Origin of the sequence: Croceicoccus pelagius, assembly GCF_001661915.1 — a bacterium.
Classification (GTDB): Bacteria; Pseudomonadota; Alphaproteobacteria; order Sphingomonadales; family Sphingomonadaceae; genus Croceicoccus; species Croceicoccus pelagius.
This window is the reverse complement of sequence record NZ_LYWY01000034.1, coordinates 205874-221153: the sequence shown is the minus strand read 5'-3', so window position 1 is coordinate 221153 and position 15280 is coordinate 205874. Positions and strand designations below refer to the sequence as shown.

Sequence of the window (15280 nt, the reverse complement as noted above, 5' to 3'; positions counted from 1 at the left end):
GCCTGCTTTCCCGAATGCATCGGGGGCGTTAGAACCGGCGCATGATCGTTCAGACCATCCAGCTTGCACTCGCGCCGGTGTTCGTGCTCGTCGCCATCGGCAACATCCTCAACATGATGGCTTCGCGGCTGTCTCGCGTGGTCGACCGTACCCGCGAGATGCAGGTCGCCTTTCGCGAGTCGAGTGGCGAGGAACACGACGCCAGTGTGCGCGAACTGCGGATGCTGGCTCGCCGCACGACGCTGATCGGGCGGGCGCAACTGATGATGGTGCTGTCTGCAATCACCATCGGGATCACGGTCGTGCTGATCTTTTCCGGCCAGTTCCTGCACGCGGCCACCGAAGCGGCAGTCGCGATCAGTTTCGCCACCGCGATTGCCCTGCTGCTTGCAGGCCTGATCCTGTTCCTGATGGAAACGCGGGTAGCCTCGGAACAGCTGCGTGTCCCGCTCGCCTATCTGGAACTGGACCGCGATCTTTAGGCCAGCAGCTTGCGGCCCTTCTGCTCGATCGCGCCGGAAATCATCGGCTCGACGAAGGACAGCGCGAACGGCAGGTCAATCGTGAAGACCACGGCTTCATCCTCGATATCGACATTGCCGGTCATTTCCTGACCCATCGCGCGGATCGTCAAGACCATGCGGTCTTCGCTGGCCCAGCTGGTCTCGATTTCGGCCATCCCGCCGGGGACCAGGTTGGTCATCGAATCCTGTTTGTCGTCGAGGCGACGGCGCACCTCCGCCTTGGGGAGCGAGTGCGGCACGGCTACGCGCATGTCAGTTTTCCTTGGGTGAATATTCAGGTGTCAGGGAATCGGTCTCGCCCAGCGCCTTGGGCGCAGGGGAAACCGGAGGCAGAGCCGGATCGGGCGCGCCGGGAGGTGGCAGGGCGGGCGTTTCGTCCATCGCGCTGCCGTACTTGTAGTCGAGATAGCGGGTCCGCACCGCCAGCGCATCGAGATCGCCTTCGGCCAGTTGGCGCGTCACGGTGTCGATCTCGCGGCTGATGCTCTTCAGGCTTTCGGTCACCTGGCTGTCGGGCGTGCTGCCCGCGCTCTCCTGCGAACGCAAGTGGCGCGGGATCTTGGTATAGCTCGACACGACTTCGGGGAGGTCGCGAGTGACGAGATTGCGTACCGAAACGGCGGCAGGCGTGTTCTCGTCCAGACCCTGAAGCTGCACGCCAAGCCCGTCGAGTTGCACGCCGATCTGGTCGACGAGCGTCACGGCAGGCGCGGGCAGGGCAGGGCGCTGGTGTTCCAGCCAAAGCTCGGTCTTGGCCACGTTCTGTTGCAGGTCGCCGCGCGACAGGGTGGCCGCCTTGGGCGCCTTGATCTTGGGATACCTGCTCAGAACCCAGACCGCGACGACGGCGAGCAGGACGGTGATGAACAGCCCTTCGAAGCCCAGCGCGCTGACGAACAGGCCAAAGCCCATCGCGGCCACGACGATCGTGGCAATCGCGATGAAGATACGCTTCAGCTTGGCCGCCGCGTGCTCTTTCTTCAGACGCGCCGAACCGGCCCCGATCGACCCGCGGTGATAACCGCCGGTGCGGTTCACCGCGAGGCTGGTGCGGGCCCCGTCCATGATGCGGGAGGTATCGTGAGTGCTGTCGGCCATTGTGCTCGCGCTCAGCTATCCAGGCTCAGCAGCGGGTTCGACTGTGCGTCGACCTGCGCCCTGGCTGCGCCTTCTGCACGGGCGATATAGCCGCGCGAACGCTCTACCTCGTCCGACAGGGTGTCGACCGTCTGCTTCATGGAATCGAGCGCCTTCAGCTTGAAGGTGTCGATGGTGTCCATCGTATCGTAGATGTTCTGGAAGGCGCGCTGCAGCGTTTCCAGCGGGATCGTGCTGGAAGCGGCCTGTTCGTGGATCTTGCCGGTCTGGTCGCGCAGCAACGTGCTGGTGGAATCGATGATCCCCGCCGTCGTTTCGTTGAGCGCCGTAATCTGGCCAAGGACCAGCCGCTGGTTCGTCATCGCCTGTGCCACGGTGACCGCGGTGCGAAGGGCCGACACGGTGGTCGTGCTGGCGCGGTCCACGCCCTTCACCAGTTCGACGTTGTTCTTCTTCACAAGATCAAGCGCGAGGTAGCCCTGAACGCTGACCGCCATTTGCGTCAAAAGGTCCTGCGTGCGCTGGCGAGTGTAGAACAGCGCGCTCTCGCGGATCGCCTTGGCCTTTGCCGGATCGGTGGCGTCAAGATCGTTTGCCGCGTCCTCAAGCTTCGCGTCGAGGGTTTTGGAAATGTGGATCATCTGCTCCAGCTTGCCCATCGCTTCCCACAGCTTCTGGCGCTCGACGTCGATGGCGGCATTGTCCATCAGCAGCTCGTCCTTGCCGCTGGCAAGGCGGGCGAGGATCGCCTGGATGTGGCCCTGCGCGCTGGTATAGCTGTCAAAATAACCTTTCAGCTTGTTGCCGAAGGGGATGATGCCGAACAGCTTGCGGCCCGTAAGCTTGCCCTTGCGGCCGGGATCGAGATCCTCGACCGTCTGGCGCAGTTCGGTAAGGTCCGCGCCGATGCCGCTGTCCGCGTCCATTGCGCGCACGGGGCGATCGAGAAACCGGTTCGACATCGACGATGCCGCCATGATTTCCTTGCGACCCATGTTGGTCAGCTGGTCGACCTTCTTGCCGAATTCGGGCGAGTTCGCGTCCTGCGCGATCAGGTCCGACACGAAAAGATCGACTTTCGCTTCCAGCTTGGACTTCGTCTCTTCCTCGACCGGGACGAGGCCGGCCGCCTTTTCGGGCTTTACGTCCGGAACGGGGCTGGGCGCTTCCAGCGTGAGTTCGGTTGCGGTCGCGGTTGCGGTCGGCTGTTCTGCCATGGTCATCCCGTGTTTGAAGGGCATGTGCGCCCTTGTGGTTCATCAACTGTATTAGCTATGTAAGACACGTAATTCAAGGACTGCCGGACTGATCCTTCAGTCGGTCTGACCCAGTTGTTGTGTGATATGGGCAAGCCACCTGTCGCTTTCGATATGGCTTAGCAGTGCGATGTTGACGTCTTCGCGAAGCGGGCTGTCTTCGGGGAGGGCAATACCATAGTCCTGCCGCCCGAACGATCCGGGCAACACGCGCAAGTCCGCCAGCCCTTCGCGCCCCACCGAATAGCGCAGAAGCGGATCGTCGTGCACGAATGCGTCGATCTCTCCGCTGGCGAGCGCCTGCAAGCCGCCGGAAACTTCCGAAAAGCCGGTTGAGGCAATGCCGTCGCGGGCCAGCCATTCCTCTCCTGCCGAATCCGCCACGACCCCAACGCTGACCCCGTCGAGGTCGCCCGGCCCCGTCACCGCGCCTTCCAGCCTGTCCGCCGTCAGAGATGAAGCGATCATGCCGGTAATTGTCGAGATGATGAGAAGGGCCGTGAACATCCAGATCAGAGCGACGATCTTGCCCGCAGGCGTGCGCGGTGCCTTGTCGCCGTAACCCACCGTGGTCATCGTGACGGCGGCGAACCAGAAGCCCGATCCGATACCCTTGGCGTCGGTGGCAAATTCTTCCGAATTGCGCTTCCGCTCCGCCAGCCAGAACAATACGCCGACCACGGTCAGCATCGCGATCAGGACGGCCAGCGTCTTCATGAAGTCCCACGAGAAAAACTTGCCGATCAGCGTAAAATAGGACGCAGGTTCCTTGCGTGCGGCGATCCCGAAGCCGGTGGCGTAGAACGGGTGGCTGAAATCCACGTCCTGTTCGCGCGCCTGCGTGATGGTCAGCGCGCCCACGCTGGCGTCGTATTCGCCTTTTGCGACGCCCGCGATCATGTCGTTGAGGTCGGCTTCCTCGAACGTGTATTCGTATCCGTTGGTGTCGGCGACTGCGCGCCACAGCTCGATGGCGAGCCCTTCCCAGCGGCCGTCGTCGCCCTTCATCGCGAAAGGAGGGGCCTCGCGCGTGGCGATGCGCATATCCCCGCCTTCCTGCGCCGTTGCGGCAGCGGGCGAAAAAAGGGCAAGGCAGGCCAGCATTGCGGCAAGAATTGCGGGCAATCTGCGCGGTATAGGGCTCGTCGTGCGATCCATGACTCGATCATGCCGCAAACAGAAGGGGTTGCAAGCCCACCGGTTCATCTGCTCGCAATGAATGTTCCGTGAAATGGCGATCCGGTCTATGATCGGCCACCATTTTCACGAAGAGAACACGTACCATGATCCGCAAATTCGCAACCGGCGCCGCACTTGCCGCCGTCGTCCTTGGCCTTGCCGCCTGCAACACCGTCAAGGGTCTTGGCGAAGACATCGGCTCGGTCGGCCGGGCCGGCGAAGAAGCCATCAACTGATCGGCGTAACGCGGGGCGGCCGGTTCGTCCCGCGTGGCCAGCGGCCGGGCAGGCGAAGAGCTAGCGGTACTCGTTCCAGCTCTTCGTCAGCATGACGGCGCAATTGATGATTCCGACCAGCGAATAGGTTTGCGGATAGTTGCCCCAAAGCTCTAGGCTCTTGGGATCGATGTCCTCGCTCAACATCCCGGCGCCCGTACGGCGGTCGAGCATGACTTCGAACAGGCGGCGTGCTTCCTCGGTCTGACCGGTCAGCGACAGCGCCTCGATCAGCCAGAAGGTCGCGACGTTGAACGCAGTGTGCGGCACGCCGAAATCGTCCTTGCTGTCATAGCGCAGCATGTGATCGCCCCGGCGCAGCGATTTTTCGACCACTTTCAGCGTCGAATGGATCTTGGGATCATCCTTGGAGATGAATCTCAGGTCGAGCAACTGGATGATGGAGGCATCGCGCATCTTGCCGCCGAAGGTGGAGGAGATGAGACCCTCTTCCTTGTTCCAGCTCTTTTCCAGGATCTCTTCGCGAAGGCGCGCGGCGTTTTCGCGCCAGTATTTCTCGCGGTCCTCGATGCCCAGTTCCTTCGCGGCATGGGCAAGCCGGTCGCACGCGGCCCAGCACATCGCCGCCGAATAGGTGTGCACGTGGCTGGAATTACGCAGTTCCCACAGGCCGGCGTCGGGCTGATCCCACACGGAAAGCGCGCGTTCGCCCACCTTTTCGAGCTGCCGAAAATCCTCCATCCCGCTCATGCGTAACAGGCGCCGGTCGGCGAATGCCTGCGCGCTCGACAGGACGATCTGGCCATAGGCGTCGTGCTGGATCTGGAACCAGGCGGCATTGCCGATGCGCACCGGGCCCATGCCGCGATAGCCGGCAAGATGTTCCGCTTCCCCTTCGGGCAGTTCGGGATTGCCGCGCACGTCGAACATCGGGTGGATGTGCCCGCCCTTGGCATTGTCGACGATGTTGCGCAGGAAGCCGAGGTAGCTTTCCAGCACGTCCAGCGCGCCGATGCGGTTCAGGGCCTGCACGGTGTAATAGGCATCGCGGATCCAGCAGTAGCGATAGTCCCAGTTCCGCCCCGAATCGGCATGTTCGGGGATCGAGGTGGTAAGCGCGGCGACGATCGCGCCGGTATCCTCGTGCTGGCAAAGTTTCAGGCCGATCGCGGCGCGGATGACGGCGTCCTGCCATTCGAAGGGGATGGCAAGCCCGCGTACCCAATGGCGCCATTCCTTGGCCGTGCGCGACAGCATGTCGCCGATGCCGCTTTCGAGGCTGGTCGAGAAACTTTCGTCCGGGCCGAAAAAGAAGTGGAGCTGGCGTTCGACGCGGAACGCCGTTTCCTGCTGGACGAGGCCGATGGGCGCATCGGTCGTCAGGCGCATCGTCATCGCCGGGATCTTGAAGGTGATGTGGCTGGACCCGAAGCTGCGTTCGGGAACTTGCGCGCCGTATTCCGCCGAGGGCCGCAGCGCCATGCGGATGCGCGGGCTGCCGCTGAGGGGGCGCACCACGCGCACGAAGGCGACGGGGCGATAGATGCGGCCCTTGTCGCGATAGCGCGGACAGAAATCGAGCACTTCCAGTGAATTGCCGTGATCGTCGGCATAAGTCGTCTTCAGGATCGGCGTGTTGCGGATATATTCCTGATGGGCGACGCTGCCGCCTTCCATGTCGATAGACCAGAAGCCGATCGCGTCTTCCTTGCTGCGCCCGTTGTCGAGCAGCGAACAGAACACCGGATCGCCATCGACGCGCGGGATGCAGGCCCAGGTGAACGTCCCGTGCCTGTCGACCAGCGCAGATGCTTGGCAATTCCCGATCGGCCAGAGTTCGAGATTGGCATAGTCGCCAAGGTGGGCGGGATGTTCGGGCGAACGGCCCTGAGCGTGGCTCTGCGGGTCATGATTCGGCTGTGTCATCCGGTCTCAGTTTAGGAACAAGGTCGCGTGTGTGAAGGGCGGTGTGCGAAAATTTTGCATTGCACAACGACGGGCCGTTCTCGACAGGGGGCGGACCTTCGTTAAAACGAGGACAGGACAACTGCGGGCGCGGACCCGCCACAGGGAAGATCGATGGTAGAACAGGCAGATGCCGCGCGCCGCGCGCGGACGAGTTTTACGGGCGTTCTGGTATCGCTCAGGCTTTGGTGGCGGCATTCGGTCATCAACACGGTCGACCAGAATTCGGTGATCGAGAACCGCCGCGAAGAGGCGGTGATTTCCGCCCGGTATATGTTCATGCTGGCCATGTCGGCGGGGATCGCGGTGCTGGGCTTGCTGTTGTCGTCGCCTGCCGTCGTCATCGGCGCCATGTTGCTGTCGCCGCTGATGGGGCCGATCATCGGCCTTGGTTTCGCGCTGGCGACGGGGGACTATGCGTGGATGCGCAAGTCGCTGCGCGCTCTTGCCGTGGGTACGGTGCTGGCAGTGCTGTTCACCGCGTTGATCGTCGCGATCTCGCCGCTGCAGACGGTTACGCAGGAAATCGCGGCGCGTACACGTCCCAACCTGTTCGACCTGTTCATCGCATTCTTTTCGGCGCTTGCGGGCGCCTATGCGATGATCCGCGGGCGCGAGGGCACTGTCGTCGGTGTCGCCATCGCGACGGCGTTGATGCCGCCGCTAGCCGTGGTGGGCTTCGGCCTCGCCACGCTGAACTGGACGGTCTTTTCGGGCGCGCTGCTGCTTTACGTCACCAACCTCATCACCATCGCGCTGACCGCCATGATGATGGCGCGGCTCTATGGTTTTCACACGCAGCTTTCGGACAAGCAGACGCGGATGCAGGATGTTCTCGTCGTCATCGCGTTTGCCGGTCTGGCTGTGCCGCTGGGTCTATCGCTGGTTTCGATCGCGAAGGAATCGAACGCACAGCGCCTTGCCAATACCGCGATCCTGGACAGCTTTCCCGGTAAGGCCCGCATTTCGCAGATCGACATCGACTTTGACGCCGATCCCGTTGCGGTTTCGGCAACGGTGTTGACGCCCGAACTGCGCGCAGGTGCCGAGGAAGCGGTGAACCGCAGGCTGGCCCGCATCATGGAGGCGCCGGTTGCCCTGACACTCGACCAGTTCGAGGTGGGCACCAGCGCATCGGCGGCAGAGCAGGCAGAGCTGAACGCAGCGCGTGCAAGAGAGCAGGCAGCGAACGACCGCGAGGTCCGCGATCTCGTCGGGCGGCTGGCGCTGATTTCGGGCGTGCGCGAGGCCGACGTCTTCGTCGACCGCGAGGCGCGCCGTGCGCAAGTGACCGCCGTGCCATTGCCGGGCGCGAAGCTCTCGACTTACGCTGCCCTCGAAAAGCGCATTTCGGACAGCGTGCCGCGCTGGCAGGTCACGCTTCTGCCGCCCGCAGGCGCGCTACCGGACTTGAGGACCGAGGCTCCGGCAGCCGCTGCCGACGGGACGGTACCCGATGGCCGCGTGCTGACCGCCGAGGGGCAAGGCGCGCTCGACCTCATCATATGGTCTGCGCAGCGTATCAAGGCGCCCGTGCGGCTGACTGGTGGGGCAGGCGACATTGCGCCTGTCCGCAAGGCGCTGGAGGAAAAGCAGGTGCCTTTCGTGGTCGAGGAGCAGCGCCGAGACAGCGGACTCGTGCGAACGGGCTGGGCGACACCCGACACGCTTTCCGAAGAATAACGATAACGGGAGAATACCGATGGCGATCGAGATCCGGATCCTTGTCTACGCGGCGATCCTGCTGCTGGTGCACATTTTCACGGCGGTGCACTTCAAGACGAAGCAGTACGGGACGAAGTGGAACACCGGCGCGCGGGACGAGGATCTGCCGCCGGCGAACCCCATCGTGGGGCGATTGGAACGCGCGCGCGACAATTACCAGGAAACGCTTCCGATCGCTGTCATCGGCCTGCTGGGCGTGGTGGTGGCTGGCAAGACCAGCGATCTTACCGCGCTGGGCGGCTGGATCTGGCTGGGCGCACGCATCGTCTATCTGCCGCTTTATTGGGCAGGTATTCCGGTGGTGCGGACGTTGGTATTCCTTGTCAGCGTGATCGGCCTGATCATGGTGATTTGGCCGCTGCTCTGGGGCTGATCCGGGGGGAGGGAGACCGGTCGGAGAAATCGAGGCGGCCCTACGTGGGGCCGCCCCTCCTCTCCAACCGATCAACAGTTAGGCGGCGAGCTGGTAAGGCTCGATCTCGCCGGACAGGTAAAGCTTCTTGGCCTTCGCGCGGCTCAGCTTGCCCGAAGACGTGCGGGGCAGCGTGCGCGGCGGCACGAGTTCGACGACACAGTTCATGCCGGTTATCGAACGGACCTTGTCGCGGATCTGGTCGTGCAGCTTCACACGCTCGACCGGATCGGAAACGCGGCAGTGGACGAGGACCGCGGGCACTTCCTCGCCGTTTTCGGCCTGCACCGCGAATGCCGCGATGTCGCCCTGGTGGAAGCCCGGCAGCTGTTCCACGGCCCACTCGATATCCTGGGGCCAGTGGTTCTTGCCGTTGATTATGATCATGTCCTTGGCGCGGCCGACGATGAACAGGTAGCCGTCTACCATGTAACCCATGTCACCGGTATCCAGCCACCCGTCGACCAGGCACGCCTCGGTCGCTTCGGGATCGCGGAAATAGGAATGCATGACGCTGGGGCCCTGGCACCAGACCTTGCCGATGTGGTGATCGGGCAACTCGTGCCCGTCCTCGCCGCGGATCACGACTTCCATGTCCTTCACGGCCTTGCCGCAATTGACGATGGCGCGATAGCGGGCCGGGCGCGACAGATCGCGCGGGGTGCCGGAAAGACGCTCTTCCTCGACCAGTTCGACGCGGATGCCTTCACCCGGCGGCATGATCGTCACGGCCAGCGTCGCTTCGGCAAGGCCGTAGCTGGGCGTGAAGGCATTGGCCTTGAACCCTGCGCCGGCAAAGGCATCGACGAATCCCTGCATAACGTCGGGGCGGATCATGTCGGCCCCGTTGCCCGCCAGCCGCCAGCGCGACAGGTCGAAGCGTTCGGAAACGTTCGACTGGCTGGAGATGCGGCGCGCGCAGATGTCGTAACCGAACGTCGGCGAGTAGGAGATGGAATCGCCCTCGTTCCGGCTGATGAGGTCAAGCCATGCCAGCGGGCGGCGGGCAAAGTCCTCGGTCTTCAGATAGTCGCCCGAGACCTGGTTCGCGATGAGCGAGAGAAAACAGCCGACCAGACCCATGTCGTGATACCACGGCAGCCACGAGATGCAGCGGTCGTTCTCGGCCAGACACATCCCGTGCGAGTGGCTGGCAAGGTTCGACACCAGCGCGCGGTGGGTGACGGCAACGCCGTGCGGGAAACGGGTCGAGCCCGAGGAATACTGCAGATAGCAGATGTCGTCGGGCGAAAGCCTGGGCAGCGCGACCTCGGGGGCCTCGCGCTCTCCGAACGAATTCCAGTCGATCCCCTGACAGCCCTGACGCTGGGCCGCGGCCTCGGTCATGGCGGCGATTTCGGCGGGGTAGAACAGGACCGTAGGATCGCTCGACTGCAGCTGGACGGCCAGCTGGTCGATATAGCTTTCCTTGCCGCCGAAGCTGGTCGGCAGCGGCAGGGGCACGGGCCATGCGCCGGCATAGACCGCGCCGCAGAACAGTGCCGCGAATTCGGTGCCGGTTTCGGCAATCAGCGCCACGCGGTCGCCTGGCTTGATGCCTGCGGCCACCAGCCTGCGGGCCATCGCCAGCGCATCTTCGCGCAGTTCGGCGTAAGTATAGACCCGGGTAAGCTTGCCGCGCGGATCGTGGAAATTCAGGCCGCGATTGCCTTGCGCCGCGTAATCGATCGCGTCTGCAAAGGTATCGAAGTCGGCCAGCCGGCGCGGAAGGGAATCCGCGTTCGGCGTGGGAACGAGGGTCGTTTCAGCCGTGGGGGCGGTCTGAGTCATGAAAACTAAGCTTTCCCGTCCAATTGCAAATCCGGCCGCTCTAGCCTGTCGCTTGATGAATACGGCATGAAATTCGCTCCCCCCGGTGCAGTCGCCGTTTTTATCGTTACATCCACCACTTGCGACCCGTGAGGCCGCTTGCATTGTTACGAGACTGTGGCACGAATATGGCGCGATGGATGGAAGCGAGGGCGAATATCCCCGGAAAAGGCGGGCTGCAAGGGTAAGAAAGCCTTTGACCCCGATTATGCTGGAAGAGCTTGCCGTCGCCTATGTCGCCCGTTTCGCCACTTCGGCGAAGGCGTTGGAGCGGTATTGCAGGCGAAAATTGCGGGAACGCGGCTGGGAAGGGCAGGAGGAAGGCACCCCAGCGCCCGATGTCGCCGCGCTCGTCTCGCGCTTCGTCGAAAAGCGGTATGTCGATGACGAGGAATTCGCCCGGTTGCGCACCGGAAGCCTGCTGCGCCGCGGATATGGCGCAAGGCGGGTTGGCGCGGCGCTGGACCAGGCGGGCATCGCTGGCGAAGACCGGCACGACATCTCGCAAGCCGACAGGCGTCACGCCGCGCTGCGCATGGCAGAGAAACGGCGGTTCGGGCCGTTCGGCGCAGACGGGGCACCAGCCGACGACAGGGCCGTGCGCGAAAAACAGATCGCGGCGATGATCCGTGCGGGACATTCGCTGGACGCGGCGCGCGAATTGGTCGATGCGCCCGATCAGGACACGGCCCGCGACTGGGCCCATGCTCTCGACGAAGAGGAATACCGATGAAATCGATCCTGGGCCCGGTGCTGCTGAGCCTGATGGCAACCGGGCTGGCTGCGGGCGGCTGCACGCCATCGGCAGAGCAGCCCAAGGCTGCCGCCAGCGAAACGACGGCCACGCGCCACCCCGTATCGGGCCTTGCCATCGTTCCGGTCACGCTGACGATCGACGGCAAGACCCACGAGATCGCCGCCGAATATGCCGGCACGCCGCAGGAACGCGCCCGCGGCCTCATGTTCCGCACCGAACTGGGCGCTGACGAGGGGATGATCTTCGATTTCAGCACCACCGATTCGCAGCCGAGCCGTCAGGGCTTCTGGATGAAGAACACGGTCATCCCGCTCGACATCATCTTCGTGAAAGTCGACGGCACGATCGATACGATCGGCGCGAATGCAGAGCCCTATTCGCTGGAATCGGTGCGTTCGACGGGGCCTGTCATGTACGTGCTGGAACTGGCTGGTGGGCGCGCTGCGGAGCTGGGGCTGGAGGCAGGCGACAAGGTCACTTTTACCGCTCCGGCGGGATAAGCGCGCAGATTGCCGCTTGAGGGTGCGTCTTGCAGTTGCACGCGTGCGCGCTTGCGGCTAATCGCACACGCACCATGAGCATCCTCGGCAAGATCTTCACGTGGTGGAACGGCGCCACCTTCACCACCATGATGAACACGAGCCGCCACGGCGAGCACGTGGGCACCGACGCGCAGGGCAACAAGTACTATCGTGCAAAGAAGCCCAACGCGCAGGGCAACGAACGCCGCTGGGTCATCTACGACGGTGCCAACGATGCCAGCCGCGTTCCGGCCGAATGGCACGGTTGGCTGCACGGGGCCTTCGATTCGGTTCCTGAATCGAACCTTCCCCCGCCGCGCATCTTCGAGGTCGACTACACTCCCAACGCCACCGGCACCGCGGGCGCCTATCGCCCCGCCGGCGCGCTGGAAAAGGGCGGCGTGCGTGCGCGTGCGACCGGGGACTACGAAGCCTGGTCGCCCGACCAGTGAGCCGATCCGCCCTGAAGGCCGCAACGCTCGCGCTTGGCGCGGCACTGCTGCTGGCAGGTTGCGGCGACAAGCCCGCTGAAGAAGGCGGCACGCCTGCGGTTCAGACCGACGATTCCGTTGCCGCTCCGGTCGCGAACGAAACCGTTGCCGCGACCGAGGAACAGGCCCCCGACGGCACTCTGCCCGAAGGCACGCCGCTGGAAGAGCGGGTCGCAACGCTGGGTCTGCTCAACAAGCGCAACAACCTGACGCAGGATGTCGTGCTGAAGCCGGGCGAGGAAAAGCGCATCGACGACGTGCTGATCCGCCTGAAGACGTGCGAGCGTCGTCCGCCCTGGGATAACGAGCCCGAGGAAGGCGCCTTCGTGCAGGTCTTCACGACCGACGACCGCGAAGACGACAATCCGGACTGGACGCGTGTTTTCTCCGGCTGGCTGTTCCTAAACAGCCCGTCACTGAACGTGGTCGAACATCCGATCTACGACGTGTGGATCAAGGACTGCGCGATGACTTTCCCGGGTGAGGAAGAGGCCGCCAACGCCGCGAAGGCATCGGGCAGCGGCGCGTAAGGCGCAAATTCCGCCGGGCGGCAGGCCTGCTCCACCTTTTCCAGATAGGCCGACTGCGACATCGCCACCGCGCCCATCGAGGCAAGGTGCGCGGTCATGAACTGGCAGTCGAGTAGTTCCATCCGTGCTTCGCGCATGGCGGCGACCAGCCAGCACAGCGCGATCTTCGAAGCGTTGGACACGCGGCTGAACATCGATTCGCCGCAGAACACTCGGTCGAACGACACGCCGTAGAGCCCGCCGACCAGGCGTTCGCCGTCCCAAACCTCCACCGAATGGGCGTGGCCCAGCCGGTGCAGCAGCGAATAGCTCGCCACGATACGATCGCTGATCCAGCTTTCGCCCTCTTCCCCGTCCTCGTCGGGTCGCGGCGCGGCGCATTCGGCCATGACCTGCCCGAAGGCGCGGTTGCAGGTGATGGTAAGGCGGTCCCGCCTCAGTTCCTTGGCCAGAGAGCGCGAGACCTGCAGCCCGTCCAGCGGAATGATCGCGCGCTCGCGAGGTTCGATCCACATGATCTCGGGATCGTCGCGGCTTTCGGCCATCGGGAAAATGCCGCTGCGATAGGCGAGCAGCAGCAGGTCGGGCGCGATGACCGCGTGGGACTTGTCGGGAGGCGCGCCGGTCGACATCGGAGGCGAATATGCCCCGCGTTCGGGGGCTTGTCACGCACGCCTGCCAATTTCCTTGCAAGAGGCGCTTGTCAGCCGGTGCGAAGGGCGATAGAGGCCGCTCCACCCGCAGGAGTGTAGCTCAGTTGGTAGAGCATCGGTCTCCAAAACCGAGGGCCGCGGGTTCGAATCCTGCCACTCCTGCCACTCCTGCCACTTCCCGAAATACTTGGCGAAGCCCCTTGCCTCCCCAAGGGAGTGCCACCTGCTGCGGCACGCGAAGTGATTTCGCCAGTCTCATGGCTGATGGCGGACTATTCCGCGCCGGTTTCCATCTGGTCCCCCGCGCCGGGCTTAAAGGACCAATCCCCACCATCCACCGGCTGCATGATGTCCGGCCAGGTCGCATCGTCGCGATCGGCATCTATGCCAACGTCTTCGTCCAGAAATGCGGGCGGTGCCCTTGAGACCTCAGGGGGATGTGGACGTCAGCCGCACAGGCGATTTAAGACGATCTCAATCTTTCGATGGAAGGTGAATCCAAAATCAGGGGACTAAAATGCGTTTGAAGCTTTCTTTGTGTCTATTTTCTATTGCCCTTGCCTCCTGCGGTTCGGGAGAAACCGGAGAGGTCGATGCGGAAGTTGCAGAGACCGGGGCGAGCGATGCGACAAGTACACAAGGGGCGGCCTCCAGTTTTACAGATGCTCGCACTTATTCGCTGGCGGAGGCCATGGACACGGAGGTCTTTGGTCTGAAGTTCAACATGACCATCGACGAAACAAGAGACGCGTTGATCAAGGCTGGCTTCGGCTTGCCCGATGGTTGGGAGTATAGCGACGGGACCGGAGCCAGGCAGCAGGCTGCCGAGGTGGGGCTCAAGAAAATTGGAAGCCGGGAGCCGGGCTATCTGCAGAAACACGTCCACAAATGGCTCCGCATTCCCGGTAATGGCGACATCAATGTGTCGCAGTTCGAATTGCCGGTCGATGTCGAATATCTGACACCCTCGTTTTACATCAATAACGCGGGCGAGCAGCGCCTTTACAGGGTCGGGTACGAACAACGCTTCAAGGTAGACGTGAACCCCGAGCTTTACGCCGAAACTCTCAAAGAAAGATTGGGTGAACCTTCAACCTCGCGGAAATGGGGCAACAGCATCATTGCCGAGTATCATGTGCAGATGCCAGTCCCCGCAGGCTTGCAGCCTACCGACAAGGACGAGCGAGGTCCTGAACAGGTGGATCGGCAGCGCAAGGTGAAACTGTTGCGCGGAACTTGCGCAGATTACCTGGCGAAGACGGACGATCTGCCTGAAGGATGCAGTGCGATCTTCGAAGGTGACCGCAATGCACAGTACCTTTTCGAGGCGCTGAGCAACAAATCGCAGTTCAAGCATTTCTCGGTCGCGCCGAGTGGGGTGGCGATCTCGCTGTCGGCGCCCTGGCTTGGCTGGAGGGAAAAGTATATCTATGAAGAAGCCCAGAGCCTTGAGGACGCCGAAGAGCGTCGTGCGACAGCAAAACGCACTTCCGACGCTCCGAGCGGGCTTTAGATAGTCAAGCAACTGGCGGACTGGAAGTTTGCAACCTGTGCCTGATCGTCGGGCAGGAAGCGACGCCTGCGCCCCTGAATAGACGCAGAAGGGCGCGCAGGCCTTTGTCCGCGCGCCCTTCCCCAGGGAACTGGCTGTAGAGCCGGGGGCTTACTTGCCCGCGACGTCGGCCTTGGCGTTTGCTGCCGCTTCGGGCTTCTCCACCTTGGCGCCCATCTCGACCTTTGCGCCGGCCATCGCGGCGTGATCGTGCGCGGTGTGCGCGGTCGATGCGGGCACTTCGGTCGTGACCGAGCCTTCGGCCTTGGCGGCGTCGGCCTTGGCCATGCCGTTGTCCTTCGCGACGACGGTGAGGTCGCTTGCCGATGCGGAGATGTCGGTGCCGGGCGCTTCGGCCCTGGCTTCAACCGATGCGCCTGCGGCAACGGTCGTATCGGCGTCCTGCGCCTGTGCGGCGAACGGCAGGAGCGCTGCTGCGGCAAGTGCGGATGCTGCGATGATCTTCATGGGTGATGTCCTTTCCCGAATTTCCCCTTTGACAGGTGCCGGTGCCGCGGGACGCAAGGGAGGGGGGGAGGGAACGCCCCGCG

Annotated in this window: 17 protein-coding genes and 1 tRNA gene; 10 read left to right on the top strand and 8 right to left on the bottom strand. The window is 63.3% G+C overall.

Annotation, left to right across the window (positions count from 1 at the left end; all coding sequences use genetic code 11):
- Window positions 1-41: 41 nt before the first annotated feature.
- A complete protein-coding gene (locus A9D15_RS08950; protein WP_066764105.1) occupies window positions 42-482 on the top strand; it encodes a DUF2721 domain-containing protein in 441 nt (146 codons plus the stop codon).
- Here A9D15_RS08950 and A9D15_RS08945 read toward each other — a convergent pair.
- The 4 genes from A9D15_RS08945 to A9D15_RS08930 all read right to left on the bottom strand — a co-directional run bounded on the left by A9D15_RS08945 (window position 479) and on the right by A9D15_RS08930 (window position 4036).
- Window positions 479-775, bottom strand: a complete 297-nt coding sequence (locus A9D15_RS08945; RefSeq protein ID WP_066764103.1) for a polyhydroxyalkanoic acid system family protein — start codon at window positions 773-775, stop codon at window positions 479-481. The genes A9D15_RS08950 and A9D15_RS08945 overlap by 4 nt on opposite strands.
- A 1-nt stretch (window position 776) precedes the next feature.
- On the bottom strand, window positions 777-1622 hold the full coding sequence (locus A9D15_RS08940) for a hypothetical protein (RefSeq protein ID WP_066764101.1): 846 nt from the start codon (window positions 1620-1622) through the stop codon (window positions 777-779).
- 11 nt (window positions 1623-1633) lie between these two features.
- Window positions 1634-2845, bottom strand: a complete 1212-nt coding sequence (locus tag A9D15_RS08935; protein ID WP_425304726.1) for a toxic anion resistance protein — start codon at window positions 2843-2845, stop codon at window positions 1634-1636.
- 90 nt (window positions 2846-2935) lie between these two features.
- The gene (locus A9D15_RS08930; RefSeq protein WP_229660396.1) at window positions 2936-4036 is read right to left on the bottom strand and encodes a transporter substrate-binding domain-containing protein; all 1101 of its coding nucleotides are present in this window, start codon (window positions 4034-4036) and stop codon (window positions 2936-2938) included.
- Between the two features lie 125 nt (window positions 4037-4161).
- On the opposite strand from A9D15_RS08930, the gene A9D15_RS08925 reads away from it, so the two are divergent.
- The gene (locus A9D15_RS08925; RefSeq protein WP_066764099.1) at window positions 4162-4293 is read left to right on the top strand and encodes an entericidin A/B family lipoprotein; all 132 of its coding nucleotides are present in this window, start codon (window positions 4162-4164) and stop codon (window positions 4291-4293) included.
- Between the two features lie 60 nt (window positions 4294-4353).
- Here A9D15_RS08925 and A9D15_RS08920 read toward each other — a convergent pair whose 3' ends face one another.
- Window positions 4354-6219 (bottom strand): glycoside hydrolase family 15 protein, encoded by a 1866-nt coding sequence (locus A9D15_RS08920; RefSeq protein ID WP_082924365.1) that lies wholly within the window; start codon window positions 6217-6219, stop codon window positions 4354-4356.
- Window positions 6220-6372: 153 nt separating this feature from the next.
- Between A9D15_RS08920 and A9D15_RS08915 the strand changes: the two genes are divergently transcribed.
- Window positions 6373-7941 (top strand): DUF389 domain-containing protein, encoded by a 1569-nt coding sequence (locus A9D15_RS08915; RefSeq protein ID WP_082924364.1) that lies wholly within the window; start codon window positions 6373-6375, stop codon window positions 7939-7941.
- A 19-nt stretch (window positions 7942-7960) separates the two neighbouring features.
- A complete protein-coding gene (locus A9D15_RS08910) occupies window positions 7961-8356 on the top strand; it encodes an MAPEG family protein (RefSeq protein WP_066764097.1) in 396 nt (131 codons plus the stop codon).
- A gap of 78 nt (window positions 8357-8434) precedes the next feature.
- Here the strand turns inward: A9D15_RS08910 and A9D15_RS08905 are convergent, their stop codons facing one another.
- Window positions 8435-10186 (bottom strand): fatty acyl-AMP ligase, encoded by a 1752-nt coding sequence (locus tag A9D15_RS08905; RefSeq protein ID WP_066764092.1) that lies wholly within the window; start codon window positions 10184-10186, stop codon window positions 8435-8437.
- Window positions 10187-10421: 235 nt separating this feature from the next.
- Here A9D15_RS08905 and A9D15_RS08900 point away from each other — a divergent pair, with 235 nt between their 5' ends.
- From A9D15_RS08900 to A9D15_RS16250, 4 genes are all read left to right on the top strand, one after another.
- Window positions 10422-10958: a regulatory protein RecX gene (locus tag A9D15_RS08900; protein WP_229660395.1), complete on the top strand. Its 537-nt coding sequence runs from the start codon at window positions 10422-10424 to the stop codon at window positions 10956-10958.
- The gene (locus tag A9D15_RS08895) at window positions 10955-11482 is read left to right on the top strand and encodes a DUF192 domain-containing protein (protein WP_066764088.1); all 528 of its coding nucleotides are present in this window, start codon (window positions 10955-10957) and stop codon (window positions 11480-11482) included. Before A9D15_RS08900 ends, A9D15_RS08895 begins: the two co-directional genes overlap by 4 nt.
- Window positions 11483-11556: 74 nt before the next feature.
- Entirely contained in the window at window positions 11557-11955 is a 399-nt protein-coding gene (locus tag A9D15_RS08890; RefSeq protein ID WP_066764082.1) for an NADH:ubiquinone oxidoreductase subunit NDUFA12, read from the top strand.
- Window positions 11952-12524, top strand: coding sequence for a DUF2155 domain-containing protein (locus A9D15_RS16250; RefSeq protein WP_229660394.1), 573 nt, complete (start codon window positions 11952-11954; stop codon window positions 12522-12524). Before A9D15_RS08890 ends, A9D15_RS16250 begins: the two co-directional genes overlap by 4 nt.
- On the opposite strand, the gene aat is transcribed toward A9D15_RS16250, so the two are convergent.
- On the bottom strand, window positions 12434-13156 hold the full coding sequence (gene aat / locus A9D15_RS08885; protein WP_066764080.1) for a leucyl/phenylalanyl-tRNA--protein transferase: 723 nt from the start codon (window positions 13154-13156) through the stop codon (window positions 12434-12436). The two genes, A9D15_RS16250 and aat, sit on opposite strands and share 91 nt — an antisense overlap.
- 110 nt (window positions 13157-13266) lie before the next feature.
- Between aat and A9D15_RS08880 the strand changes: the two genes are divergently transcribed.
- Window positions 13267-13342, top strand: a tRNA-Trp gene (locus A9D15_RS08880).
- 352 nt (window positions 13343-13694) lie between these two features.
- A complete protein-coding gene (locus tag A9D15_RS08875) occupies window positions 13695-14690 on the top strand; it encodes a hypothetical protein (protein ID WP_156521724.1) in 996 nt (331 codons plus the stop codon).
- 150 nt (window positions 14691-14840) lie between these two features.
- Here A9D15_RS08875 and A9D15_RS16540 read toward each other — a convergent pair whose 3' ends face one another.
- Window positions 14841-15197, bottom strand: a complete 357-nt coding sequence (locus A9D15_RS16540) for a hypothetical protein (protein WP_066764076.1) — start codon at window positions 15195-15197, stop codon at window positions 14841-14843.
- Between the last annotated feature and the right edge of the window lie 83 nt (window positions 15198-15280).

Excerpts from the sequence above, each read along its gene's own strand:
- A9D15_RS08905 (WP_066764092.1), bottom strand. The coding sequence starts at position 10,186 with ATGACTCAGACCGCCCCCACGGCTGAAACGACCCTCGTTCCCACGCCG.
- A9D15_RS08920 (WP_082924365.1), bottom strand. The coding sequence starts at position 6,219 with ATGACACAGCCGAATCATGACCCGCAGAGCCACGCTCAGGGCCGTTCG.
- aat (WP_066764080.1), bottom strand. The coding sequence starts at position 13,156 with ATGTCGACCGGCGCGCCTCCCGACAAGTCCCACGCGGTCATCGCGCCC.
- A9D15_RS08950 (WP_066764105.1), top strand. The coding sequence starts at position 42 with ATGATCGTTCAGACCATCCAGCTTGCACTCGCGCCGGTGTTCGTGCTC.
- A9D15_RS08945 (WP_066764103.1), bottom strand. The coding sequence starts at position 775 with ATGCGCGTAGCCGTGCCGCACTCGCTCCCCAAGGCGGAGGTGCGCCGT.
- A9D15_RS08940 (WP_066764101.1), bottom strand. The coding sequence starts at position 1,622 with ATGGCCGACAGCACTCACGATACCTCCCGCATCATGGACGGGGCCCGC.
- A9D15_RS08890 (WP_066764082.1), top strand. The coding sequence starts at position 11,557 with ATGAGCATCCTCGGCAAGATCTTCACGTGGTGGAACGGCGCCACCTTC.
- A9D15_RS08930 (WP_229660396.1), bottom strand. The coding sequence starts at position 4,036 with ATGGATCGCACGACGAGCCCTATACCGCGCAGATTGCCCGCAATTCTT.
- A9D15_RS08875 (WP_156521724.1), top strand. The coding sequence starts at position 13,695 with ATGCGTTTGAAGCTTTCTTTGTGTCTATTTTCTATTGCCCTTGCCTCC.
- A9D15_RS16540 (WP_066764076.1), bottom strand. The coding sequence starts at position 15,197 with ATGAAGATCATCGCAGCATCCGCACTTGCCGCAGCAGCGCTCCTGCCG.
- A9D15_RS08895 (WP_066764088.1), top strand. The coding sequence starts at position 10,955 with ATGAAATCGATCCTGGGCCCGGTGCTGCTGAGCCTGATGGCAACCGGG.
- A9D15_RS08925 (WP_066764099.1), top strand. The coding sequence starts at position 4,162 with ATGATCCGCAAATTCGCAACCGGCGCCGCACTTGCCGCCGTCGTCCTT.
- A9D15_RS08915 (WP_082924364.1), top strand. The coding sequence starts at position 6,373 with ATGGTAGAACAGGCAGATGCCGCGCGCCGCGCGCGGACGAGTTTTACG.
- A9D15_RS08935 (WP_425304726.1), bottom strand. The coding sequence starts at position 2,845 with ATGACCATGGCAGAACAGCCGACCGCAACCGCGACCGCAACCGAACTC.
- A9D15_RS08910 (WP_066764097.1), top strand. The coding sequence starts at position 7,961 with ATGGCGATCGAGATCCGGATCCTTGTCTACGCGGCGATCCTGCTGCTG.